The organism is Microbacterium sp. NPDC079356, assembly GCF_049545465.1.
Classification (GTDB): Bacteria; Actinomycetota; Actinomycetes; order Actinomycetales; family Microbacteriaceae; genus Microbacterium; species Microbacterium gawkjiense.
In genome coordinates, this window is the sequence record NZ_JBMWDN010000004.1 from 145219 (window position 1) to 167226 (window position 22008).

General features: G+C 71.5%; 25 protein-coding genes. 10 read left to right on the forward strand and 15 right to left on the reverse strand.

All coding sequences use genetic code 11. From position 1 onward, the window contains the following. Positions 1-58 precede the first annotated feature (58 nt). Genes ACPEH0_RS11170 through ACPEH0_RS11180 form a run of 3 tightly spaced genes read left to right on the forward strand, consistent with a single transcriptional unit; the run spans position 59 to position 2552 of the window. Positions 59-1378 carry an NAD(P)-binding domain-containing protein gene (locus tag ACPEH0_RS11170; RefSeq protein ID WP_366214566.1) on the forward strand — a complete coding sequence of 440 codons (1320 nt, stop codon included), beginning with the start codon at positions 59-61 and terminating at the stop codon, positions 1376-1378. Positions 1379-1425: 47 nt separating this feature from the next. Then, positions 1426-2151: an MIP/aquaporin family protein gene (locus tag ACPEH0_RS11175; RefSeq protein WP_366214626.1), complete on the forward strand. Its 726-nt coding sequence runs from the start codon at positions 1426-1428 to the stop codon at positions 2149-2151. Further along, positions 2148-2552, forward strand: a complete 405-nt coding sequence (locus tag ACPEH0_RS11180) for an arsenate reductase ArsC (RefSeq protein ID WP_217528686.1) — start codon at positions 2148-2150, stop codon at positions 2550-2552. Before ACPEH0_RS11175 ends, ACPEH0_RS11180 begins: the two co-directional genes overlap by 4 nt. Positions 2553-2634: 82 nt before the next feature. On the opposite strand, the gene rpsN is transcribed toward ACPEH0_RS11180, so the two are convergent. The 10 genes from rpsN to ACPEH0_RS11230 all read right to left on the reverse strand — a co-directional run bounded on the left by rpsN (position 2635) and on the right by ACPEH0_RS11230 (position 9639). After that, a complete protein-coding gene (gene rpsN / locus ACPEH0_RS11185) occupies positions 2635-2940 on the reverse strand; it encodes a 30S ribosomal protein S14 (protein WP_064002676.1) in 306 nt (101 codons plus the stop codon). Positions 2941-2944: 4 nt separating this feature from the next. Further along, on the reverse strand, positions 2945-3115 hold the full coding sequence (gene rpmG, locus ACPEH0_RS11190; protein WP_005051772.1) for a 50S ribosomal protein L33: 171 nt from the start codon (positions 3113-3115) through the stop codon (positions 2945-2947). Next, on the reverse strand, positions 3115-3351 hold the full coding sequence (rpmB, locus tag ACPEH0_RS11195; RefSeq protein WP_018187658.1) for a 50S ribosomal protein L28: 237 nt from the start codon (positions 3349-3351) through the stop codon (positions 3115-3117). The genes rpmG and rpmB overlap by 1 nt, the downstream gene beginning before the upstream one ends. Positions 3352-3524: 173 nt before the next feature. Further along, the gene (locus tag ACPEH0_RS11200) at positions 3525-4163 is read right to left on the reverse strand and encodes a HEAT repeat domain-containing protein (RefSeq protein WP_064002677.1); all 639 of its coding nucleotides are present in this window, start codon (positions 4161-4163) and stop codon (positions 3525-3527) included. A gap of 333 nt (positions 4164-4496) precedes the next feature. Beyond that, positions 4497-5165 (reverse strand): DNA-3-methyladenine glycosylase, encoded by a 669-nt coding sequence (locus ACPEH0_RS11205; RefSeq protein ID WP_366214567.1) that lies wholly within the window; start codon positions 5163-5165, stop codon positions 4497-4499. Beyond that, positions 5162-6502 (reverse strand): permease, encoded by a 1341-nt coding sequence (locus tag ACPEH0_RS11210; RefSeq protein WP_366214568.1) that lies wholly within the window; start codon positions 6500-6502, stop codon positions 5162-5164. The genes ACPEH0_RS11205 and ACPEH0_RS11210 overlap by 4 nt, the downstream gene beginning before the upstream one ends. Next, a complete protein-coding gene (locus ACPEH0_RS11215) occupies positions 6492-6905 on the reverse strand; it encodes a Fur family transcriptional regulator (protein ID WP_064002682.1) in 414 nt (137 codons plus the stop codon). The genes ACPEH0_RS11210 and ACPEH0_RS11215 overlap by 11 nt, the downstream gene beginning before the upstream one ends. Positions 6906-6914: 9 nt before the next feature. After that, complete coding sequence (locus ACPEH0_RS11220; RefSeq protein WP_366214569.1) at positions 6915-7814, reverse strand: metal ABC transporter permease; 900 nt, start codon at positions 7812-7814, stop codon at positions 6915-6917. Then, the gene (locus ACPEH0_RS11225) at positions 7811-8623 is read right to left on the reverse strand and encodes a metal ABC transporter ATP-binding protein (protein ID WP_366214570.1); all 813 of its coding nucleotides are present in this window, start codon (positions 8621-8623) and stop codon (positions 7811-7813) included. Before ACPEH0_RS11225 ends, ACPEH0_RS11220 begins: the two co-directional genes overlap by 4 nt. Then, positions 8620-9639, reverse strand: coding sequence for a metal ABC transporter solute-binding protein, Zn/Mn family (locus ACPEH0_RS11230; RefSeq protein ID WP_366214571.1), 1020 nt, complete (start codon positions 9637-9639; stop codon positions 8620-8622). The genes ACPEH0_RS11225 and ACPEH0_RS11230 overlap by 4 nt, the downstream gene beginning before the upstream one ends. A gap of 249 nt (positions 9640-9888) precedes the next feature. On the opposite strand from ACPEH0_RS11230, the gene ACPEH0_RS11235 reads away from it, so the two are divergent. Further along, entirely contained in the window at positions 9889-10341 is a 453-nt protein-coding gene (locus ACPEH0_RS11235) for a BLUF domain-containing protein (RefSeq protein ID WP_366214572.1), read from the forward strand. A gap of 61 nt (positions 10342-10402) precedes the next feature. Here the strand turns inward: ACPEH0_RS11235 and ACPEH0_RS11240 are convergent, their stop codons facing one another. The 3 genes from ACPEH0_RS11240 to ACPEH0_RS11250 all read right to left on the reverse strand — a co-directional run bounded on the left by ACPEH0_RS11240 (position 10403) and on the right by ACPEH0_RS11250 (position 13984). Next, positions 10403-11737: a dihydrolipoamide acetyltransferase family protein gene (locus tag ACPEH0_RS11240; RefSeq protein WP_366214573.1), complete on the reverse strand. Its 1335-nt coding sequence runs from the start codon at positions 11735-11737 to the stop codon at positions 10403-10405. 127 nt (positions 11738-11864) lie between these two features. Then, positions 11865-12848 carry an alpha-ketoacid dehydrogenase subunit beta gene (locus ACPEH0_RS11245; protein WP_311286403.1) on the reverse strand — a complete coding sequence of 328 codons (984 nt, stop codon included), beginning with the start codon at positions 12846-12848 and terminating at the stop codon, positions 11865-11867. Continuing rightward, positions 12845-13984: a thiamine pyrophosphate-dependent dehydrogenase E1 component subunit alpha gene (locus tag ACPEH0_RS11250; RefSeq protein ID WP_366214574.1), complete on the reverse strand. Its 1140-nt coding sequence runs from the start codon at positions 13982-13984 to the stop codon at positions 12845-12847. The genes ACPEH0_RS11245 and ACPEH0_RS11250 overlap by 4 nt, the downstream gene beginning before the upstream one ends. 145 nt (positions 13985-14129) lie before the next feature. Here ACPEH0_RS11250 and ACPEH0_RS11255 point away from each other — a divergent pair, with 145 nt between their 5' ends. Together ACPEH0_RS11255 and ACPEH0_RS11260 are read left to right on the forward strand one after the other, a co-directional pair. Then, the gene (locus ACPEH0_RS11255; protein WP_366214575.1) at positions 14130-14807 is read left to right on the forward strand and encodes a response regulator transcription factor; all 678 of its coding nucleotides are present in this window, start codon (positions 14130-14132) and stop codon (positions 14805-14807) included. A 4-nt stretch (positions 14808-14811) separates the two neighbouring features. Next, on the forward strand, positions 14812-16155 hold the full coding sequence (locus ACPEH0_RS11260) for a sensor histidine kinase (RefSeq protein ID WP_366214576.1): 1344 nt from the start codon (positions 14812-14814) through the stop codon (positions 16153-16155). A gap of 43 nt (positions 16156-16198) precedes the next feature. Here the strand turns inward: ACPEH0_RS11260 and ACPEH0_RS11265 are convergent, their stop codons facing one another. Beyond that, entirely contained in the window at positions 16199-16711 is a 513-nt protein-coding gene (locus ACPEH0_RS11265; RefSeq protein ID WP_366214578.1) for an ASCH domain-containing protein, read from the reverse strand. A gap of 85 nt (positions 16712-16796) precedes the next feature. Here ACPEH0_RS11265 and ACPEH0_RS11270 point away from each other — a divergent pair, with 85 nt between their 5' ends. Together ACPEH0_RS11270 and ACPEH0_RS11275 are read left to right on the forward strand one after the other, a co-directional pair. Further along, positions 16797-17567: a PepSY domain-containing protein gene (locus tag ACPEH0_RS11270; RefSeq protein ID WP_366214579.1), complete on the forward strand. Its 771-nt coding sequence runs from the start codon at positions 16797-16799 to the stop codon at positions 17565-17567. A gap of 267 nt (positions 17568-17834) precedes the next feature. Further along, a complete protein-coding gene (locus ACPEH0_RS11275; RefSeq protein WP_366214580.1) occupies positions 17835-18266 on the forward strand; it encodes a GIY-YIG nuclease family protein in 432 nt (143 codons plus the stop codon). 391 nt (positions 18267-18657) lie between these two features. Here the strand turns inward: ACPEH0_RS11275 and ACPEH0_RS11280 are convergent, their stop codons facing one another. Further along, on the reverse strand, positions 18658-19236 hold the full coding sequence (locus ACPEH0_RS11280; RefSeq protein ID WP_359918560.1) for an NAD(P)H-dependent oxidoreductase: 579 nt from the start codon (positions 19234-19236) through the stop codon (positions 18658-18660). A 114-nt stretch (positions 19237-19350) separates the two neighbouring features. Between ACPEH0_RS11280 and ACPEH0_RS11285 the strand changes: the two genes are divergently transcribed. Together ACPEH0_RS11285 and ACPEH0_RS11290 are read left to right on the forward strand one after the other, a co-directional pair. After that, positions 19351-20400, forward strand: coding sequence for a LacI family DNA-binding transcriptional regulator (locus ACPEH0_RS11285; RefSeq protein ID WP_366214581.1), 1050 nt, complete (start codon positions 19351-19353; stop codon positions 20398-20400). Between the two features lie 85 nt (positions 20401-20485). After that, the gene (locus ACPEH0_RS11290) at positions 20486-21934 is read left to right on the forward strand and encodes a sugar porter family MFS transporter (protein WP_217528715.1); all 1449 of its coding nucleotides are present in this window, start codon (positions 20486-20488) and stop codon (positions 21932-21934) included. The last annotated feature ends 74 nt before the right edge of the window (positions 21935-22008 follow it).

Sequence of the window (22008 nt, forward strand, 5' to 3'; positions counted from 1 at the left end):
CGATGCGTTGGGCATTCTCAATCCATCGAGGTTCGTCGATGTGTATCGGAAGGTCCAGATGGAGAACGCACTGCCCGTGGTCGTGATCGGCGCAGGCCCGCAGGGGCTGGCGGCGGCCGCACACCTGGTCGAGCGGCGCCTGCCGGTCATCGTGCTCGAAGCCGGCGCTTCCCCTGCCGCGGCTGTCGCCGAGTGGGGGCATGTCCGGTTGTTCTCCGAATGGCCCGAACTCATCGACGCGGCCGCAGCGCGCCTCCTGAGCGCCACCGGATGGCAGGCACCGACCGCGGGGTACCCCACCGGGGAGCAGTGGATCGAGACCTACCTCGCCCCCCTCGCAGCGGCCCTGGGCGATCGCATCCGCCTCGGTGCCCGCGTCACGGGCGTGTCGCGTCTCGGCCGGGATCGGCTCGTCGACGCGGGACGCGGGGATCAGCCGTTCACAGTTCACGTCGCTCCCACGGAGGGGGAGGAGTATCGGCTGCAGGCTCGTGCCGTCATCGACGCATCGGGCACGTGGGCCACCCCGAACCCCGCCGGCGCTGACGGGCTCCCGGCGCTGGGAGAGACTGCCGCAGCGGATCTGCTCTCCTACCGCATCCCGGACTTCCGAGATCGAGCCGGGTTCGCCGGCACGCACACCGTCGTGATCGGTTCCGGCCACTCCGCTGTCACCGCTGTCCTCGCCCTTGCGCGCATGGCGCGGCGCGATCCGTCGACCACCGTGACGTGGGCGCTGCGACGAGCGACGGCCGGCAACACCTTCGGCGGGGGCGACGCCGACGAGCTGCCCGCTCGCGGGGCGCTCGGGAAGACGGCGAAGGAGTACGTCGACGCCGGACTCGTCTCGCTCGTCACCGGGTTCCGCTTCGAGCGTGTCACTCGCGCGGGCGAAAGCGCCGTCCTGGTCGCTGAGGACGGCCGCACCCTCACTGCGGATCGGGTGGTCGTGCTGACCGGGTTCCGTCCCGATCTGTCATTCCTCTCCGAGCTGCGGCTGGAGCTGGACCCGACGCTGCAGGCACCCGTCCGGATAGCCGCCGAGATCGACCCCAACGTACACTCCTGCGGGTCCGTCGCCGCGACCGGTGCCGCGGACCTCGCCCAGCCCGAACCCGACTTCTACCTCGTGGGAGCGAAGTCGTACGGGCGCGCGCCGACGTTCCTCGCCCTGACCGGCTACGAGCAGGTGCGAAGCGTCGTGGCGGAGCTCGCCGGCGACCGCGAGGCCGCCCGCCGTGTCGAGCTGTCCCTGCCGGACACCGGTGTGTGCGGGGGTACGGGACTGTTCGACGCAGCCGGATCCTCGCTCGGTGGTGCATGCTGCGCCCCGCCCGCCGCGCTGCTGCAGGTCGGCCGGTCCCCGGCATCCGTCTGATCATGGATGCCGGACCGCGCCCGCCGTCGTCGGTGCGACCGCCGTTGATGCGCCGCCTGGCCGCCGAGTTCCTCGGGACCGGGATGCTGGTCACGGTCGTCGTCGGATCGGGGATCGCCGCGCAGCGACTGTCTCCGAACGATGTCGGCCTGCAATTGCTCGAGAACAGCCTCGTCACCGCCCTCGGCCTCGCCGTGCTGATCCTCCTGATCGGCCCCGTGTCGGGAGCCCATCTCAACCCCGCCGTCTCCCTCGCCGACTGGGTGCTGTCGCGCCGTCGTGCCGGCGGCCTCTCGTCGACCGACCTCGGCGCGTACGTCGCCGCTCAGATCACGGGCGGTGTCGCCGGCACCCTGCTGGCGAGCGTCATGTTCAACGTCGCCCCGACGCTCTCGACCACTCCCCGCGCGACCGCAGGGCAGCTGGTCGGGGAGGTGGTCGCCACTGCGGGACTGGTGCTGCTGGTGTTCGCTCTCGCGCGCACGACCACGGCCGCTGTGACCGCCGCGTCGGTCGGGGCCTACATCGGTGCTGCCTACTGGTTCACCAGCTCGACCTCGTTCGCGAACCCCGCCGTCACCGTCGCCCGGATCTTCACCGACACGTTCACCGGGATCGCCCCCGCCTCCGCGATGCCGTTCATCCTGGCGCAACTCGTCGGCGCCGCCGTCGGAGTCGCGCTCCTTCTCGTCCTCTACCCGACGGCCGATCGCACCGCCGCCCGCGCCGTCGTCCCCATCCGACCCGACACCACACCGCAGGAGCACTCATGACCGACACCACCAAGCCCGCCGTCCTCTTCGTCTGCGTCCATAACGCGGGCCGATCGCAGATGGCCGCCGGTTACCTCCGCGCGATCGCGGGCGACCGCGTCGACGTGTTCTCCGCCGGCAGCGAGCCCGGCAACGCCATCAACCCGAACGCGGTCGCCGTCATGGCGGAGGAGGGCATCGACCTCACCGGCGCCGTGCCTCAGATCCTCACGACCGATGCCGTCCGCCAGGCCGATGTCGTGATCACCATGGGATGCGGCGATGCCTGCCCCATCTTCCCCGGCAAGCGCTACGAGGACTGGCAGCTCACCGACCCCGCCGGCCAGCCCATCGACGTGGTGCGGGAGGTCCGAGACGACATCCGAGGACGGGTCGAAGAGCTCGTCGCGAGTCTCGTCTGACCGCGACGCGGCGAGCGGATCCACCCCCGGCAAACGACGAAGCCCCCGTCCGAGGACGGGGGCTTCGTGCGGATGCTGTCGCTTACCAGCTCGACTTGGTGACACCGGGCAGCTCGCCACGGTGCGCCATCTCGCGGAAGCGGACACGCGAGATGCCGAACTTCGACAGGTGGCCGCGGGGGCGTCCGTCGATGGCGTCGCGGTTGCGCAGGCGCACGGGCGACGCGTTGCGGGGAAGCTTCTGCAGGCCGACGCGGGCGGCCTCGCGGGCCTCGTCGGTCGCGTTCGGGTCGACGAGGGTCTTCTTCAGCTCGGCACGCTTCTCGGCGTAGCGAGCGACGACGACCTCACGCTGCTTGTTGCGCGCGATCTTGCTCTTCTTGGCCATGAGATCAGCGCTCCTCTCGGAATTCGACGTGCTTGCGGATCACCGGGTCGTACTTCTTCAGCACGATGCGGTCGGGGTTGTTGCGGCGGTTCTTGCGCGTCACGTAGGTGTACCCCGTGCCGGCGGTCGAGCGCAGCTTGATGATCGGACGGACGTCCTGAGCCTTCTTCGCCATTAGAGCTTCACACCCTTCGCGAGGAGGTCCTTCACGACCGACTCGATGCCGCGGGCGTCGATGACCTTGATGCCCTTAGCCGAGACGTTCAGCGTGATCTTGCGACCAAGCGAAGGAACGAAATAGGTCTTCTTCTGCACGTTCGGGTCGAAGCGGCGCTTCGTCCGGCGGTGCGAGTGCGAGATGTTGTGACCGAAGCCGGGAACTGCTCCAGTCACCTGGCACACTGCTGCCATGGTGATGTCTCCTTAGTACCGTGAAGCCGGACGGCCCCACCCAAGATCCCTTGTCTGCACCCCGCATCCGGACACGACTCAAGAGCCGTCTTCCGGAGGTGGGATGCGAACTGCGTGCTGGAGTGCGCGCAGACGAAGAGTCAGTCTAGCACGGCCGGGCGTGTCGCCTTGACTCAGGCCGACTCCGCCACCGCGACGACCGCCTCGGCGTACGTCACCTCGGGGTCGTCCATCAGCCGGGCGGTCACCGCGGCGTGCGCCCGCGTGTACGGACCACCGGTCGCCAGCGCCCAGTCCACCTGCGGCCGCGCCGGCTCGCCGATCGTCGCGAACGCCTCGCTCAGGCTCCGTCGGGTGTCATCCTCGCCGCGCGCGAACTGCGTCGCCAGCACATCGGCGAGAGCGGATGCCTCGGCTGCCGGCACGTGCCGCGCCGCGGTCCGCCACGCGGTGCGCGCGACCGTGTCGTCGGCATCCTTCAGCAGCTCGGTCGTGACCGCCGGCCACACCCGCGGTCCCCCGATCTTCGACATCGTGTGCAGCGCCTGCGCACGCACTTGCGCACCGCGCGAGCGCAGCTCGCCGATCAGCAGGTCGAGCACCTCGTCGGCGTCGTGACGGGTCAGCGCCCAGGTCAGCATCTCGCGGACCAGGAACTGCGGCTCGATGCGGCACTGCGCCACCAGCACCGGGATGTACTCCGACCGCGGGTGCGTGCCCGCCGTCATCGCGGCCTGCACGCGCGCCGACGGATCCAGCGACGCGAGGGCGGCCTCCAGCCGGGCGGCGGCGTCGATCGGAGCGTCGGTCATGGGGATCACCTCACGGAGTCGGGGGGATGCGGCATCCCACCCTGTCCCGAACACCCGGGCACCCGCGCGTGTTCCCGCGTCGCTTCGCGGACGACGCCGACGCCGGCCGTCGCGTCAGCGAGCGCTCTCGCGCAGGACGACGGCGCCGGCCCAGACGGTGAGGGCCAGGACGAGCACGACGAACGTCAGGAACACCGGGACCAGCGGAACGACCAGCATCCTCGCGACCCGCGCCGCCTAGCCGTCGCTCCGCGAGGAGATGGAGGCTCCCGAGGGCCGAGCCGCGGCATCCGCTCCTCGATAACCGTCATCTCCTCGGCAACCGTCACCGGTTCACCCGCCGGCGGCCTCGCGCGCACCGCGCCCCCAGCGGAACGCCGACACCGTCGGGTCGCCCGGGATCCAGAAGCGCCACGGGAACGCGTCCGTCCCGGCGACGCCCGCGACCCCGACGCGGGGTCCGGTCGCGATCTCGCCGAGCGGCTCCGCGCGCACGGAGAGCCGCGCCCGCGCGCCGGCCTGCTCCGCGCCGGTGACGGCGTCGATGCCGTCGTGGATCGGATGCCGCAGCCCCACCGCGTCGCCGAGCCTGCCCGGTCCGCGGGCCAGGTCGCGTGCGAGGCGCGCGGCGGGTCGACGGGCGTGCGCGGCATCCTGCCCCTCGACGACCTCGCCCGCGCGCAGCAGGATTCCGCCGGCGACACCCTCGGGGCCGCACACGACGTTGACGCACGAATGGATGCCGTGGCTCAGGTACACGTACAGGTGGCCGGGCTCGCCCCACATCGTCGCATTGCGGGCGGTCGGTCCCATGCGCGCGTGCGAGCCCGGGTCGGCGAGCGCGCCGGTGCCGTGCCCGTGGTACGCCTCGACCTCGGTGATCCGCAACGCGACGAGCCCGCCCGCCGTCGTCACCCGCAGCTCACCACCGAGCAGCGTCGGCGCGACGTCGGCCGGGAGCCCCTCCAGGGCCTCACGCGTCGCGGGGACGAGGGCGCTCACAGCGCCGGGGCCTTGCGACACCAGGAGATGTCGAATCCGCGCAGCGCCACGACCTGCGTGCCGTCGAGCGTGTAGATCCGGGTCTCGAGCTTCGTGGGCAGCGGCAGCAGGTACCCGTCGTACGTGTCGGTGACGATGTCGGGCGCGACGACGAGGGCGGCGTACCGGCCGCTCGGCGACACGCACGTCTGCAGCAGCGCGTCGGTCGGCGCGACCTCGGCGGCGGGAGTGGCGGCACCGTCGGCATCCACTCGTGTGATCGTCGTCGCGAGCGGCGTCATGCCGTCGAAGGGCGTGAGGGCGCGGGGCGTGGAGCCGTCGGCGAGCGCGGTCACCGACCCGGTCTGGCCGAGGTCGGCGGGCGTCGGCGGCAACGGCTTCTCGTCCGCCGTCGTCAGGTCCACCACGGCGGGGCCATCGACGCGCTCGATGAAGGCGGTCGTTCCGGCCAGGTCGTCGATGCCGATCGCGTTGCCGAGCTCGACGGGCGCCCCGCCGGAGGGCGAGACGTTCGAGCAGATCGACACGATCATCGCGAGCAGGATCATCGCCGCGATCGACAGCGCGGGGTTCGATCCGATCGACAGCAGCACGTCGCGCGGCACGACGACCTGCACGGCTCCGGCGACCGCCGATCCGATGATGAGCGCCGGCATGACCGCGCGCAGCTCGACGACGAACTGGGCGAGGCTGCGCCGCCCCCGGTCGCCCGTCACGCCCTGCTCGGCGAGGCACGCGTCGCGGAAGCGGTCGGTGACGAGGGCGTCCTGATCGGGATGCCGGCTGTACAGCCACCCGATGACGTTCGCGATGAGGTAGCCGCCGAGCAGGCGGGCGACCAGGATGCCGTCATCGAACCCGAATGCCTGGTGGGTCGTGATGATCACGATCGGGTTGACGATCGGCGCCGCGACCAGGAAGGTCAGCGTCTCGGCGACCGAGAAGCCGCGCATCATGAGCCCGCGCGCGAAGGGCACGTTGCCGCACTCGCACACCGGGATCAGCATGCCGAGCAGGGAGAGGACGGCGCGACGGCCCCAGGGGTTGCGCGGCATCCACCGTTCGATGACACCCGGCGGCACCCACACCTGCACGACGATCGAGAGGATCACGCCGAGCCCGACGAACGGCAGCGACTCGATGAGCACGCTGAGGGCGAGCGTCAGCCCGTCCTGTGCGCGCGTCGGGAGTTCGGGCGACGGGCTCCACAGCGCCACCCCGATCAGCGCGAGGACGGCGAGGAACCCGACCCCCAGCCAGAGCCCGCCGCGGCCGGCCGACCCCGCGGGGGAGGTCGACGTCGAACGCGGCTCCGCGGGGCGGACCTCAGTCCGCACGGGCCCCGGATGCCGCTGTGCGGGCGCAGTCCGCGCACGTGCCGAAGATGTCGACGACGTGCTCGGCGTCGGTGAACCCGTTCGCCGCGGCGATGCGCTTTGCCCACGTCTCGACCTCGTCGGCCTGGATCTCGACGGCCTTGCCGCAGACACGGCAGATGAGGTGGTGGTGGTGTCCCGTGCTGGCGCACGCGCGGTAGATCGCCTCGCCGTCGGGCGACTGCAGCTGGTCGGCTTCGCCGCTCGCGGCGAGGGTGGCCAGGGCGCGGTAGACGGTCGCGAGCCCGATGCCGGTGTTCTCGTCGCGCAGGGCGGCGTGCAGGTCCTGGGCGCTCACGAATCCGGGGGCGTCGGACAGCGCCGAACGCACGCGCTCGCGCTGCCAGGTGTTGCGCTGGGCCATGGCCGGATTCTACGCCCGCGTGCTGGCGACGGCCTGGGCGCCGTGGGCGGCATCCGTCCGCTGCACCCGCCCCCGACGGTCGCCGACGACGCGGCAGACGAGGTAGATGACGAACGAGATCGTCGTGATGTAGGGGCTCACGGGGAGGGTGCCCGCGACGGCGAGCAGGATGCCGCCGACCGCCGAGACCACGCCGAAGAGGGCGGCCAGCAGCGGCACGGCGACGGGACCGTGCGCGATGCGGGCGGCGGCCGCGGCGGGCGTCACGAGCAGGGCGAGGACGAGCAGCGCGCCGATGATGTGCACGGCGACAGCGACGGCGAGACCGAGCAGCAGCATGAAGGCGAGCGAGATCAGCCCCGTCGGGACGCCGCGGGCGGCCGCCGACTGCGGGTCGAGCGAGTCGAAGCGCAGCGGTCGCCAGATGAGCAACAGCGCGACGAGCACGACGGCGGAGATGACGATCAGCCACGTGAGCTGGTCGGACTGCACCGAGACGATCTGTCCGGTCAGCAGACTGAACCGGTTGGCGCTGCGCCCGTTGTAGAGGGCGAGGAAGAGGATGCCGAGGCCCAGGCCGAACGGCATGAGCACCCCGATGATCGAGTTGCGGTCGCGGGCGCGGGCGCCGAGCCACCCGATGAGGGCGGCGGCGACCATCGAGCCGACGATCGACCCGGTGACGACGTCGGCTCCGATCAGCAGCGCGGCGGCCGCCCCCGCGAACGACAGCTCGCTGATGCCGTGCACGGCGAACGCCATGTCGCGCTGCAGTACGAACACCCCGATGAGGCCGCCGACGAAGCCGAGGATCGCCCCGGCCCACACCGAGTTCTGCACGAGCGCGAGGATCTCGCCGTAGACCGGCACGCCGCCGAACATGGCGTTCGCGATGTCGTCCCAGTTCATGCGTGGTCCTCGTGATGGTGGTGGGATGCCTCGGCGTCGGGCGCGCCGACCACGACCAGACGGTCGCCGGCGCGCAGCACGAAGACGGGCGCGCCGTAGAGGTCGGTGAGCACCGGCGAGGTGAGGACGTCCTTCGGCTTCCCGAGCGTGAAGCGGCCGTTCGCGATGTAGAGGATGCGATCGACCTTGCCGAGCAGCGGGTTGATGTCGTGGGTGACGAGCAGGACCGCGGCCCCGCTGCGGCGGTGCCGGTCGATGAGCCCGACGACGGCCTGCTGGTTGGCGAGGTCGAGGCTCGTCAGAGGTTCGTCGCACAGGAGCAGCCGCGGGTCGTCGGCGAGGGACTGCCCGACCCGAAGGCGCTGCTGTTCGCCGCCGGAGAGGATGCCGACGGGCCGGTCGGCGAACTCCGTCGCTCCGACGGCGGCGATCAGTTCGTCGACCCGCTCGCGGTCCTTGCGGCGCGGGATCGGCGGACCGAAGCGGTGCCCGTTGACCCCGAGCGCGACGAGGTCGCGCCCGCGCAGCGCCGTGTCGCGCGGCAACGGCCGGGTCTGCGGCAGGTACCCGATGCCCCGGTTGCCGGCGCGGTGGACGCGCTTGCCGCCCACCTCGACCGTGCCCTCGCTCAGGTCCTCGAGGCCGAGGATCGCGCGGAGCAGAGTCGTCTTACCCGAGCCGCTGGGGCCGAGCACGGCGATCAGCTCGCCCGGCTGCACGTCGAGATCGAGGCCGCTCCAGAGCTCCCGCCCGCCGCGGCGGAGCGCGGCGCCCCGGATGCGGAGGGGGATGTCGTCGGGGCGGGTCACCGAGTCAGGCTACCGGCCAGCTCGTCGATGTTCTGCTGCATCCACTCGAGGTAGGTCAGCCCGTCGGGCAGGAGCTCGGTGAACTTCAGCACCGGGATGTCGGCCTTCGTCGCGAGGCCCTCCACCTCGCTCGTCTCCGCGCCGCCGGTCTGGGCGTTGACGATGACGGTGCGGACCTCACCCGAGCCGAGGATCTTCGTCGCCTCGAGCATGGTCGCGGGCGGGACGTCCTGGCCCTCTTCGACGGCTTCGCTGAACGCCTCGGGGGTCGCGTTCTCGAGCCCGGCCGCGGCCGTGAGGTACAGCGGGACCGGCTCGGTCGCGAAGATCTTCTCGCCCGCGTGGTCGGCCTTGATCTTCTCGAGAGAGGTCTCGAGGCCGGCGATGCCGTCGATGAGCTTCTTCGCGTTCGCCTCGAAGGTGTCGGCCTTGGCGGCATCCAGGTCACCCAGTTCGTGGGCGATGTCCTCGACGACGTGCTCTATCGTGTGCGGGTCGTACCAGACGTGCTCGTTGAAGCCTTCGATGTGGTCGTGGCCCGCGTGGTCGTCGCCCTCGGCGTGGTCCTCCTCGGCGTGGGAGTCGCCCTCGGCGTGCGCGTCGTTCTCGGCGTGCGCGTCGTCGGAGTGCCCCTCGTTGCCGGGGTAGTCGTCCGAGTACTCGACGGCGGTGATGACGGGGGCGGTGGTGCCGCTCGCATCGATCAGCGCGTCGACGAACGCGTCGTAGCCGCCGCCGTTCTCGATGACGAGGTCGGCCTGCGACACGGTGAGCTGGTCCCGCGCCGACGCCTCGTACGAATGCGGGTCCTGCGAGAGCGAATCGACGATCGAGGTGACCTCGACATCGTCGCCGCCGACGGCCTGGGCCAACGAACCGTAGACGTTCGTCGACGCGACGACCTTCAGCCGATCGCCGTCGCCGCCCGCTGCAGGGCTCGCCGCGGTGGCGCAGCCCGCGAGCACGAGGACCGATCCGACGGAGAGGGCGAGCAGTGCGGGCACACGAGAGGTCATGCCACGAGTCTAGGCGGTGTTGATAATCGTTCTCAAATCGTCGAGGTGCTTCCGGGGCTCCTACTTGAGGGGGTCGTGACCCCAGTTCATCAGCGAGAAGCGCCAGTCCGTGTCCTCGACATCACCCTTCCTTGGCGCATGACCACGGGCTTGCGCAAGAGCCCCGAGCCGGTTTTCGCCGCCTGTTACTGTCATCGGACCGGGGGCACCCGCATCCTCCGGCGCGCCACCACTCCGGGGAGTTCGAGCATGACCGAGCAGCTGACCTTCATCGTCTATGCGAGCCGTGCGGCCGAGCCCTTCGATCACGACGACCTCGTCGACCTCCTGAGCCAGAGCCGCGTGAACAACTCCCGCGACGGCATCACGGGGATGCTGGTCTACCGCGACCTCGACTTCATCCAGATCCTCGAAGGACCGGATGCCGCGGTCCGTGCGCTCCTCGAGCGCATCGGTCGCGATCCCCGCCACACCGACGTCCGTGTGCTGCTCGAGGAGCAGACGACCGAACGCAAGTACGCGGCGTGGTCCATGGGCTACGAGCCGACGGCCCCCGGTGACGGATCGGACGGCGCGGTCGACGCCCTCCGGACCGCCGACGACGATGCGACGACCCGCGAGTCGGCGGACGCCCTCGGCGGATGGTTCCACGGCAGGGCGGGCGGCTCGACCGACCGACCGGCTCCGGTCACCCGCGGGTGAGCGACACGCCCGCCAGGCCCGACAGGTTGACGAGCACGTCCGTCGGTGTGGACGTCGCTCGTCAGTCGAGCAGCAGCGCCGGCTCCTCGAGCACCGAGGCGACGTCGGCGATGAACCGGCTGATGCCGTCGCCGTCGATGACGCGGTGGTCGAACGATCCCGACACCGTCGTCACGAAGCGCGGACGCACCTCGCCGTCGACGACCCACGGCTTCTGCCGGATCGTGCCCATGGCGATGATGCCGGACTCCCCCGGATTGATGATCGGGGTCCCGGCATCCATCCCGAAGACACCGATGTTCGTGATCGTGAACGTGCCGCCCTGCTGATCGGCCGGCGTCGTCTTGCCGTCGCGCGCCGTCACCGTGAGCTTCTCGAGCGCCCTCGCGAGGCCGCGCATGTTGAGGTCCTGCGCGTCCTTGATGTTGGGGACGAGCAGGCCGCGCGGCGTCGCCGCCGCGATGCCGAGGTTCACGTAGTGGCGCACGCGGATCTCGGCGCCGTTCTCGGTCTCGACCCACGCGGCGTTGATCATCGGCGTGCGGCGCAGCGCCCAGATGACCGCGCGCGAGAAGATCAGCAGCGGCGAGATCTTCACGTCGGCGAAGTCCGGCGAGGCCTTCAGCCGCTTGACGAGCTCCATCGTGCGGGTCGCATCGACGTCGGTCCAGACCGACACGTGCGGCGCGGTGTACGCGCTCGAGGTCATCGCGTTGGCGGTCGCCTTGCGCACGCCCTTGACGGTGATGGCCTCTTCGCGGGCGTCCGCCGGTGGCGCCGACGGGGCGGGGACGGATGCCGCGGGTGCCGCGACGGGGATCGACAGCTCGCGCTCCTCGGGCAGCTCCGGCGTCGCGATGTTGCGGAACACCGACGCCTGCTCGGCGTGACGGACGACGTCCTCGCGGGTCACCTCGCCGGCGGCGCCGCTCGGCGTCACGTCCGACAGGTCGACCCCCAGATCGCGGGCGAGCTTGCGGATCGGCGGCTTCGCGACGACGCCGACCGCCTTCGTCACCGGCTTCTCGGCCGGCTTGCGGCGGCGCGACTTCACCTCGCCCCCGGTGCCGTAGCCGACGAGCACCGAGCCACCGGGCTCCTCGGCGGGCTTCTCGCCGTGCTCGGAGCGGCCGATGTCGGCATCCGGCTGTCCCTCGCCCCCGGCGATCGTGATGATCGCGGCGCCGACCTCGACCGTCGCGCCCTCGGCGGCGAGGATGTCGCCCACCGTGCCGCTGAACGGCGACGGCAACTCGACGAGCGACTTCGCCGTCTCGATCTCGACGAGGACGTCGTTCACGTCGACCGTGTCGCCCGGCGCGACGCGCCACTGCACGATCTCGGCCTCGGTGAGGCCTTCGCCGACGTCCGGCAGGTGGAAGGTCTGCGTGCTCATGTCATCTCCATCCCCGCGAGACTGCAGACGCGCGCCGAGACCGCGGGCTGAAACCGCAGTCTCGATGCACACGTGCAGTCTCGCGGATGTGTGGGGGTCGCGGGTAGGGGAGGCATCGTCGGAGGGGTCAGTAGGCGAGGGCGCGGTCGACGGCCTCGAGGATGCGGTCCGCGTCGGGGAGGTACTGCCCCTCCAGCTTGGCGGGCGGGAACGGCACGTCGAAGCCCGACACCCGGAGCACGGGGGCCTCGAGCGCGTAGAACGCCTTCTCCATGACGGTCGCCGCGACCTCGGAGCCCACCGAGACGTTGCCGGGGGCCTCCTGTGCGTAGACCATGCGCCCCGTGCGGCGCACCGACTCGAGGATCGGCTCGTAGTCGATCGGCGACAGCGAGCGCACGTCGATGACCTCGCACGAGGTGCCCTCGCCCTCGGCGAGCGCGGCCGCCTGCAGGAGCGTCGTCACCATCGCACCGTGACCGACGAGCGTGACGTCGGTGCCGCGGCGGACGACGCGGGAGGCGTGCAGCGGGAGCGCCCGCTCCGCGACATCCACCTCGCCCTTCATCCAGTACTTCGCCTTCGGCTCGAGGAAGATGACCGGGTCGGGCGAGGCGATCGCGTCCTGGATCATCCAGTACGCGTCGTTCGGCGTCGACGGCGACACGACCCGCAGACCCGGGGTGTGCGCGAAGTACGCCTCGGGGCTCTCCTGGTGGTGCTCGACGGCGCCGATGTGCCCGCCGTAGGGGATGCGGATGACGAGGGGGAAGTGCGCGTGCCCCTCGTGACGGTTCGCGAGCTTCGCGAGCTGCGACGTGATCTGGTCGAACGCGGGGAAGACGAACCCGTCGAACTGGATCTCGATGACGGGACGGAACCCCGCCATCGCCAGGCCGATCGCCGTGCCGACGATGCCGGACTCCGCGAGCGGCGTGTCGAGCACGCGCTGCGGTCCGAACTCGGCGTGCAGGCCCTCGGTCACGCGGAAGACGCCGCCGAGCGGCCCGATGTCCTCGCCCATGAGCAGGACGTGGTCGTCCGCGGTCATCGCCGCGCGGAGGCCGGCGTTGAGCGCCTTCGCGAACGGCAGGGTCTGGATGTCGCTCACGCGTTCCCCTCCTCGAAGGATGCCTCGTACTCGGCGAGCCAGCGCTGCTGCTCCTGCACGAGCGGGTGGGCGTCGCCATAGACGTGGTCGAACATGACGCCGGTGGGGATATCGCCCAGGGCGTTGGTGCGCACGCGCACGTCGTCGGCGTAGGCGGCGGCTGCGGCATCCACCTCGTCGAAGAAGGATGCCGAGGCGCCCCGGTTCTGCAGGAAGGCCCGCATGCGTGCGATCGGGTCGCGGCGCAGCCACGACTGCTCCTCGTCGCTCGTGCGGTACTTGGTCGGGTCGTCGCTCGTCGTGTGTGCGCCCATACGGTAGGTCAGCGCCTCGATCGCGCGGGGGCCGCCGCCGGCGCGCGCCTCGTCGAGAGCGACCTTGCTGACCGCGTAGCTCGCGAGGACGTCGTTGCCGTCGACGCGGACAGCGGGGATGCCGTAGCCGTCGCCGCGGCGGGCGAGCGGGACGCGCGACTGCGTGGAGACGGGGACCGAGATCGCCCAGTGGTTGTTCTGCAGGAAGAAGACCTGCGGCGTCCGGTAGCTCGCGGCGAACACCATCGCCTCGTGCACGTCGCCCTGGCTCGAGGCGCCGTCGCCGTAGTAGACGATGACCGCCTCGTCCTTCTCGGGGTCGCCGGTGCCGGTGCGACCGTCGAAGACGAGCCCCATGCCGAGTCCCGTCGCGTGCAGGGTCTGCGCGCCGAGGACGAGCGTGTAGATGTGCGTGTTCTGGTGCTCGGCCGGGTTCCACCCGCCGTGGGTGAGCCCGCGCATCAGCCGGATGATGTCGATCGGGTCGACGCCGCGGGTCGTGACGACGACGTGCTCCCGGTAGGACGGGAAGACATGGTCGTGCGCGCGCGTCGCCCTCGCCGAGCCGACCTGCGCGGCCTCCTGCCCGAGGGACGGCGGCCACAGCGCGAGCTGGCCCTGACGCTGCAGGTTGGTCGCCTGCCGGTCGAAGGCGCGCACCACGACCATGTCGCGGTAGAACGTCTCGAGCTCGGTGTCGGTGAGGGCGTCGATCAGCGGCAGGTAGCGCTCAGCCGCGTCGGAGGAGTCGTACGAACCGTCGACGGCGAGGACGCGGACGACGTCGGATGCTTCGGCCGGAGCCTCGAACGAGGGGGTCACCCTCCCACGCTAGACCCCGACGCATGAGCGGTTCTGCATGACCCCGACAACGGATGCCGCGATTCGCCGTTCCCTCGGGACAAGCCGGCCTCGCCCCGGCATCCGCTTCAGCCGCGCTTCAGCGTGCGCACGCCACACTGGGCGCATGCGTGTTCTGGTGGTCGACGACGAGGTGCGCCTGGCGGACGGCGTGCGGCGCGGGCTCGAAGCCGAGGGGTTCGCCGTCGACGTCGCGCACAACGGCGTCGACGGGCTGTGGCGCGCCCGCGAGACGAGCTACGACGCGATCGTGCTCGACCTGATGATGCCGGGCCTGAGCGGCTGGAAGGTCTGCGAGGCCCTCCGCGCCGAGGAGAATTGGACCCCCGTCCTCATGCTGACCGCCAAAGACGGCGAGTGGGACCAGGTCGACGCGCTCGACGCGGGCGCCGACGACTATGTCACGAAACCCTTCTCGTACCCCGTGCTGGTCGCGCGGCTGCGCGCCCTCATCCGCCGCGGCGGAGTCGAACGTCCCGTCGCGCTCGAGGCCGGCGACCTGCACGTCGACCCCGCCGCGCGCCGCGTCCGCCGGGGCGACACGGCCGTCGAGCTGACCTCGCGTGAGTTCGCCGTGCTGCTGCATCTCATCCGCCACAAGGGCCAGGTCGTCTCCAAGCGCGACCTCATCGCCGGTGTCTGGGACGACGACTTCGACGGCGACCCGAACATCGTCGAGGTCTACGTCGGGCATCTGCGCCGCAAGCTCGACCGTCCCTTCGACCGGAACGCGATCGAGACCGTCCGCGGCGCCGGGTACCGACTGGCGGCCGACGGTGGCTGAGCGGATGCCGCGGGTCAGGTCGCTCCGCACGCGCATCACCGCCGCGGCGACCCTCATCGTCGCGGTCGTCATGGTCCTCGCCTCGCTGAGCTTCAGTGCCGTGCTCGGCGCGGAGATCCGCGGCGCGACGACCCGGACCGCCGAGACACGGGCGGGGGAGATCGCCGTGCGCGTCGACGAGTTCGGGGGCGACGCCGTCGACGACCTCGACGACGACATCGTGCAGGTCGTCGACGGCGCGGGTACCGTCGTCGCCGCCTCGGACGATGCCCGCGCGGGAGCGCTGCCCGCCGACCGCGACGGCGAGACCGTCGTGTACGACGGCGAACGCGTCCTCGTCGTCGTGGCGGACGTCGACGACGACGGCGGCCGCGAAAGCGACGACGATGACGATGAGCCGTCCGCCGACGCGCGGGTCGTGCTGGCGGTGCCCGTCGAGGACGACGACGCGACCCTCGCCACCGCCGGATGGCTGCTCGCGGCATCCACCCTGCTCGTCGCCGTCGTGGTCGCGGCCGTCACCTGGTGGGTCGTCGGCCGCGCCCTGCGTCCCGTCGAGCGCATCCGCCGCGAAGTCGACGAGATCACCGGCGACCGCCTCGACCGGCGGGTCGTCGAGCCGTCGTCGGGTGATGAGATCGCGGCCCTCGCCGGCACGATGAACCGCATGCTCGACCGGCTCGACGCGTCCGCCACCGCCCAGCGCCGGTTCGTGTCGGATGCCTCGCACGAGCTGCGCTCGCCGCTCGCGACCATGCGCCAGCACGCGGAACTCGCGCGTGCCCACCCCGAGGCGACGAGCCTCGACGACCTCGCCGAGGTCGTCACGGAGGAGGGGCTTCGGATGCAGGACCTCGTCGAGGGCCTGCTGGTGCTCGCCCGGCTCGACGAGCGGGCCCCCTCGCAGCGGGGTGTCGTGGACCTCGACGACCTCGCCCTCGCCGAGGTGTCGCGCCTGCGCGCAGCCGGAGTGAGCGTCGACGGCTCCGCGATCACGGCGGTGCAGGTCACGGGCGACGAACGTCTGCTCGGGCGGATCGCCCGGAACCTGGCCGACAACGCGGCGCGGCACGCGGCATCCCGGATCGCGGTGGGAGTCGCCCGCGACGGTGCCGACGCGGTGCTGACGGTCGACGACGACGGCAGCGGCATCCCCACCTCGGAGCGCGAGCGCGTCTTCGAGCGCTTCGTGCGTCTCGACGAAGGTCGGGCGAGGGATGCCGGGGGCAGCGGCCTCGGCCTCGCGATCGTCGCCGGCGTGGTGCGGGCCTCGCGAGGCACGGTGACGGTGGGCGAATCGCCGCTGGGCGGCGCGCGCTTCACGGTCCGGTTGCCCGCCGCGGACTGAGGGCGGCGGTGGCGCTCAGGCAGGAGCGCTCAGGCAGGAGCGCTCAGTCGGCGTGCTCGGGCGGCCAGACCACGGCGAACCGCTCGAAGACGATCTCGTCGTCCTCGGACCACTCCGCGCCGCGGGCGGCGGCGACCCGCGTGAAGTAGCGGCGGTGCTCGCGCTGCCAGCTCTCCAGGGAGCGGTCGTCCTCGCCCTCGTCGAACGCGAAGGCCGCGTCGGCGCTCGCGAACGGGCCGACGCGCAGTTCGATGCTGCGGATGATGATGCGCGGCGCGCCGGTGCCGTCGCACGCGATCCAGTGCGAACCGATCCGCGGCAGCTGGTCGCCGTGCTCGAAGAACTCCGCGACCAGTTCGGAGGTCGCCCGCTTCGGACCGTTCAGCACGGCGTCGAGGAGCTGGTCCGCGAGCCGCGGGCTGTCGCCGAAGTGCTCGACCGTGTGGTCCGGTCCTGCCGCCGCGGCAGCGGGATGGGCGGCGCGGTAGTCGGCCCACATCCGGTCGGCGGCGTCACGATCGAGGGGGAAGGCGGCGGAGGAGAGGCTCTCGGACATCCCTCGATCCTGGCATCCCGACATCCTGAAGACCGCTTCAGGTCGCTTCAGGTGGGCTTCAGTGCCCGATCTGCACTCTGGGTGCATGAGCGAGAACACCATCACCCCCGACCCGTCCACCCCCACCCAGCCATACACGCCCGCCGCCGAGCCGGCGGCGGAGAAGCCCGCGAAGCGGCGCGGCCGCACCGCGCTGATCGCCGGTGGCGCAGCGCTCGGCGCACTCGTGCTCGTCGGCGGCGGCGTCGCGATCGGCTCCGCACTCGACGACGACGACCGCCTGGACGGCGTCGCCGTCAGCCAGCAGGGCGCGGCCGACGGCACGCAGGACCCCGCCGCCGGAACGCAGGGCGAGGCCGACGGCACGCGCGTCGACGACACCGACGATGACGCGCCCGACGTCGACGACGACACCGCGGCGACGACCGCGTCCGGCGAGTTCGGTGCGTCCGACGCCGCAGCGCTCGACGGCATCGCGAAGGCTGCGCAGGGCGTCGCCGACGGCGAGCCGACCGCGATCGACGGGAACCGCGACGGCAGCTGGGACGTCACCCTCACGGGCGCGGACGGGTCCGAGACCGAGGTCCTCGTCGGCGCGGACGGCCAGGCGGTCGTGCGCGAGACGGAAGGACCCGACGCCGACGACCGCGCGCCGCAGAACGTGCTCGACACCGCCACGCTGCAGGCCATGGTCGACGCGGCCCTCGCGGAGCAGCCCGGGCGCATCATCGACGTCGACGCCGACGACGACAACCGTTCCCCGTTCGACGTGTCGATCCTCACGGGCGACCGTCAGATCGTCGAGGTCACCCTCGACGCGTCCGGCACGGTGCTGGAGACCGAACTCGACGACTGAGCGGATGCCGCCCCGCGGCACCCATCGCAGGGGCGCGGGTCCTTCGGGAACCGCGCCCCTGTCGCGTTCGCGAGGAGATGTCGGTTCGAGAGGAGGCATCCGCTCGAACCGGTCCTCGGGAACCTCCATCTCCTCGCGAAGCGACGGCGCGCGAGTCTCAGGCCGCCGGGATCACCACGGGGACTGTACCCGATGTATCCGGTTACATCCAGGCCGGGCGAACGTCGACATCGACAGGGTGTCGGTCGTCGATGCCACCATGCTCACGTGCCCGATGCCCTGCCCTCGCGCTGCCGCCTCTGCGGCGGCACGATCGGCGAGCGCCGCGACGACGCCTGGTACTGCACGCGCTGCGGATGGCGGCTGGGCGACGCTCCCGACCCCGACATCCCGCCGCCGCGCATCGACGTCGTCTACTACCTGCGGTACCGCGACCGCGTGAAGATCGGCACGTCGGCGACGCCACGGCGCCGGTTGGCCGCGATCATGCACGACGAGCTGCTGGCCTTCGAACCGGGCGACCGCCCTCTGGAACAGCAGCGGCACCGCGAGTTCGCCGAGCTTCGCGAGGGCGGCGAATGGTTCACGCTCACCGGGGTGCTCGCGGCGCACATCGACGCCGTGCGAGAGCGCATCGGCGACCCGTGGGCGGCCTACGACCGCTGGCTCGGCGACGCGTTCCGACGCCGATCCTCGTAGGCGGCCGAAAGTTCTACCACACGACGCTTGTCCCCCGAAAGGGGGACAAGAACGCCACCCAACATGAGTAGATTCTCACGTGCTGTAGGACCATCATTTGGGGAGCTGGTTTGCCCGCACTCGGATCGGTCTCTGGGGGACAAAAGGCGTTTCCGCATGCGGGCCCCGCTACAGCACCACGACCCGGCTGGGGTCCGGGGGAGACCCCCCTCCAGCCGGGTCTCACCCCTTCCGCTCGGGCGGATGCACGCGTATCGTCGCGGGCAACCCAGCCCCGGGTCGTCCGCGCGGAATCGCCTCTCCCCTGTCATGGCGACGCGTCCGGGAGCCCCGGGCCGTCGAGCCGACCTCCCCCCGCGGTTCGTTCGGGCCCCGGGGCCCCCCTGCAGCGTCAGGCGCGGACCGCGGCGGCGATGCGCGCGACGACGGCATCGACGTCGGCGGCGGCACCACCGGCATCCGCGTCGTAGAGGAACTCGGTCCGCCCGCGACGCACCCCGCAGTAGTCGAGGATGCCGGTCTCGATCTGGGTCGCGAAGGCGCGGTCGTACCCGCGCCGCTCGTAGAGCGCGGCATCCGATCCCGCGACGGGCACCAGGTGCACCGTGAGCCTGCCGAGTCCGGGACGGATGCCGCCGCCCTCGCCGACGCCGAAGGCCCACCCGTTCGCGAACACCCGATCGATCCAGCCCTTGAGGAGGGCGGGCATCGACCACCAGAACACCGGGAAGACGAGCACGAGATGGTCGGCGCGGTCGATGCGGGCCATCTCGGCGGCGACGTCCGCGGGGTACTCCCCCGCCACGGCGTACGCGTGCCGATCGGCGAGCGTGAAGCGGGGGTCGAAGCCCTCAGCCGTGAGATCGGCGATCTCGACCTCGCCCGCCGGCAGAGCGGCGGCGAGGCGGTCGGCGACGTGGTGCGTGAAGGACTGCGGATCCGGATGCGCGACGACGAGAAGCGAGCTCATCCCTCCATTCTGCGGGCGCAAGGTCTTGATGTAACCGGTTACCAGCGCTACAGTCGCTCGATGTATCCGGTTACATCGCCGGATCCCGATCTCACGAGGAGGTGACGGAGGGACATGACGACGCACGACGCGCAGACCCCCCGGTCGCGCACCCGCTCGCACGGCGGCAGCTCCCGCCCCACGATCCGCGACATCGCACGGGCCGCGGGCGTCTCGGTCGCGACGGTGTCGCGCGTGACGCACGACGACCCCCGCGTCGCCGGCGAAACGAAGGAGCGCGTCCGCGAGGCGATCGACCGCCTGGGATACACCCCCTCGTCCCTCGGCCGCGCCCTCTCGTATCAGCGCACCAACACCCTCGGCATCCTCCTCCCGGGCCTCGGCGGCCCGTACTTCGCCGCCCTCATCGAGGGCGCGGAGTCGGTCGCCGTCGAGCGCGGCGTCGCGATCAACGTCCTCGGCACCCACCTGCGCCCCGACGCCGTGGCCTCCGTCCGCCAGCTCGCCGAGCGCACCGACGGACTCATCATCGCCGGCGGGACGGTGCCGGATGCCGAGATCGCCCGACTCGCCGCGGCCGGCCGCGTCGTCGTGGTCGCCGGCGAGAGCGACGACGCTCCGGCGGTGCTGACCGACGGACGCAGCGCCGCCGCGGAGCTCACCCGCCACCTCATCGAGGTTCACGGCCATCGCCGGCTCTCGTTCGTCGGCGAGCCGGCCGGATCGCCCGACACCACGCTGCGCTACGAAGGCTTCCGGGACGCCCTGCGCGAGGCGGGGCTCGACGAGGCCGGCGAGCCGCTGCGCTACGGACTCGACGTCCGCAGCGGCGCCCTCGCCGCCCGGCAGGTGCACGAGAGCGCACTGCCCGACGCGCTCGTCTGCGCGAACGACGAGCTCGCGATCGGTCTGCTCGCGACGCTGCCCGGCCTCGGCCACCGCATCCCGCAGGACGTCGCGATCACGGGCTTCGACGACCAGTCGCTCGCCGAGATCGCCTCGCCCCGGTTGACCACCGTGCACCAGCCGGTCGCCGAGCTCGGCGCGCGCGCCGCCGCCGGCGCCCTCGGCGAGACCCTCGACCCGCGCACGGTGCTGCCGACCCGGCTCGTGATCCGCGAGTCGTGCGGGTGCGCAGCCGACCCCGAGGCGATCACCGACTGAGACCCGGGCCGCCCACCCGTATCGGTTTTCGTCGCGCGCGCAAGGGCGGGCAGGACCGACGCGCACCGGCGTACCCTCGAACCTCATGAGCACTACCGGGACCATTCCTGCGGACGCCTTCTCGATCAAGAGCCCCTACGGCCGACGAGCGATCGGCCTATCGGTGGCCGCCGCGGTCGGCGGCTTCCTCTTCGGATTCGACTCGTCCGTCATCAACGGCGCGGTCGACTCCATCGAGTCGAACTTCGACCTGAACAGCGTCCTCACCGGCTTCGTCGTCGCCGTCGCCCTGCTCGGCTGCGCCGTCGGCGCGGTGCTCGCGGGCGGCCTCTCCGACCGCTGGGGCCGCCTGAAGACGATGATGCTCGGCGCCGTCATGTTCCTGGTGTCGTCCATCGGATCGGGCCTGACCTTCAGCGTCCCCGACCTGATCGTCTGGCGTGTGATCGGCGGCATCGGCATCGGCATCGCCTCGGTCGTCGCCCCCGCCTACATCGCCGAGATCGCGCCGCGGCAGATCCGCGGCAGCCTCGCGTCGCTGCAGCAGCTCGCGATCACGCTCGGCATCTTCGCCGCGCTCCTCTCCGACGCCGTCCTCGCGAACACCGCCGGCGGCGCGTCGGAGCAGCTGTGGCTCGGCCTCGAGGCGTGGCGCTGGATGTTCCTCGTCGGCATCGTCCCGGCGGCGGTCTACGGCATCCTGGCCTTCACCATGCCCGAGTCGCCCCGCTATCTGCTCGCGAAGGGACGCAACGACGAGGCCCGCGAGATCTTCGCGCGACTCGTGCCCGAAGCCGACCTCGACAAGTCCGTCAACGAGATCCGCAACGCCATCGACGAGGACCGCAAGACCAAGGGCGCCTCGCTGCGCGGCCCGGTCCTCGGCCTGCAGGGCATCGTCTGGGTCGGCATCATCCTGTCGACGTTCCAGCAGTTCGTCGGCATCAACGTGATCTTCTACTACTCGACCACCCTCTGGAAGGCGGTCGGCTTCGACGAGAGCAACTCGCTGCTCATCAGCGTGATCACCTCGGTCACCAACGTCGTCGTGACCCTCATCGCGATCTGGCTCGTCGACCGTGTCGGCCGCAAGCCGATCCTGCTGACCGGTTCGGTGCTCATGACCCTGTCGCTCGCGACCATGGCGCTCGCGTTCGCCTTCGCGGTCACCGTCGACGGCGAGGTCTCGCTGCCCGGCGCGTGGGGGCCGGTCGCGCTCATCGCGGCGAACCTGTTCGTCGTCGGATTCGGCGCCTCGTGGGGTCCGCTCGTGTGGGTGCTGCTCGGTGAGATCTTCCCCAGCCGCATCCGCGGCAAGGCCCTCGGCGTCGCCGCCGGCGCGCAGTGGATCGCGAATTTCCTCATCACGGTGTCGTTCCCCGCGATGTCGAGCTGGTCGCTGCCCCTCACCTACGGCATGTACGCGCTGTTCGCGGCGCTGTCGTTCGTCTACGTCGCCTGGCGCGTGCCCGAGACGAAGGGCATGGAGCTCGAGCAGACCGAGACGCTGTTCGTCCGCAAGGCGAAGGGCTGACCCGCGCGCTCCCCTGTCACAACGTGCGGCGCCCCGCGGCGTGTCGTGACAGGGGAACGCGAGGATGCCGCAGC

Excerpts from the sequence above, each read along its gene's own strand:
- ACPEH0_RS11180 (WP_217528686.1), top strand. The coding sequence starts at position 2,148 with ATGACCGACACCACCAAGCCCGCCGTCCTCTTCGTCTGCGTCCATAAC.
- ACPEH0_RS11170 (WP_366214566.1), top strand. The coding sequence starts at position 59 with ATGGAGAACGCACTGCCCGTGGTCGTGATCGGCGCAGGCCCGCAGGGG.
- ACPEH0_RS11230 (WP_366214571.1), bottom strand. The coding sequence starts at position 9,639 with ATGACCTCTCGTGTGCCCGCACTGCTCGCCCTCTCCGTCGGATCGGTC.
- ACPEH0_RS11215 (WP_064002682.1), bottom strand. The coding sequence starts at position 6,905 with ATGGCCCAGCGCAACACCTGGCAGCGCGAGCGCGTGCGTTCGGCGCTG.
- rpmG (WP_005051772.1), bottom strand. The coding sequence starts at position 3,115 with ATGGCGAAGAAGGCTCAGGACGTCCGTCCGATCATCAAGCTGCGCTCG.
- ACPEH0_RS11200 (WP_064002677.1), bottom strand. The coding sequence starts at position 4,163 with ATGACCGACGCTCCGATCGACGCCGCCGCCCGGCTGGAGGCCGCCCTC.
- ACPEH0_RS11260 (WP_366214576.1), top strand. The coding sequence starts at position 14,812 with ATGCCGCGGGTCAGGTCGCTCCGCACGCGCATCACCGCCGCGGCGACC.
- ACPEH0_RS11280 (WP_359918560.1), bottom strand. The coding sequence starts at position 19,236 with ATGAGCTCGCTTCTCGTCGTCGCGCATCCGGATCCGCAGTCCTTCACG.
- ACPEH0_RS11285 (WP_366214581.1), top strand. The coding sequence starts at position 19,351 with ATGACGACGCACGACGCGCAGACCCCCCGGTCGCGCACCCGCTCGCAC.
- ACPEH0_RS11265 (WP_366214578.1), bottom strand. The coding sequence starts at position 16,711 with ATGTCCGAGAGCCTCTCCTCCGCCGCCTTCCCCCTCGATCGTGACGCC.
- ACPEH0_RS11255 (WP_366214575.1), top strand. The coding sequence starts at position 14,130 with ATGCGTGTTCTGGTGGTCGACGACGAGGTGCGCCTGGCGGACGGCGTG.
- ACPEH0_RS11240 (WP_366214573.1), bottom strand. The coding sequence starts at position 11,737 with ATGAGCACGCAGACCTTCCACCTGCCGGACGTCGGCGAAGGCCTCACC.
- ACPEH0_RS11290 (WP_217528715.1), top strand. The coding sequence starts at position 20,486 with ATGAGCACTACCGGGACCATTCCTGCGGACGCCTTCTCGATCAAGAGC.
- ACPEH0_RS11175 (WP_366214626.1), top strand. The coding sequence starts at position 1,426 with ATGCGCCGCCTGGCCGCCGAGTTCCTCGGGACCGGGATGCTGGTCACG.
- rpmB (WP_018187658.1), bottom strand. The coding sequence starts at position 3,351 with ATGGCAGCAGTGTGCCAGGTGACTGGAGCAGTTCCCGGCTTCGGTCAC.
- ACPEH0_RS11235 (WP_366214572.1), top strand. The coding sequence starts at position 9,889 with ATGACCGAGCAGCTGACCTTCATCGTCTATGCGAGCCGTGCGGCCGAG.
- ACPEH0_RS11220 (WP_366214569.1), bottom strand. The coding sequence starts at position 7,814 with ATGAACTGGGACGACATCGCGAACGCCATGTTCGGCGGCGTGCCGGTC.
- rpsN (WP_064002676.1), bottom strand. The coding sequence starts at position 2,940 with ATGGCCAAGAAGAGCAAGATCGCGCGCAACAAGCAGCGTGAGGTCGTC.
- ACPEH0_RS11270 (WP_366214579.1), top strand. The coding sequence starts at position 16,797 with ATGAGCGAGAACACCATCACCCCCGACCCGTCCACCCCCACCCAGCCA.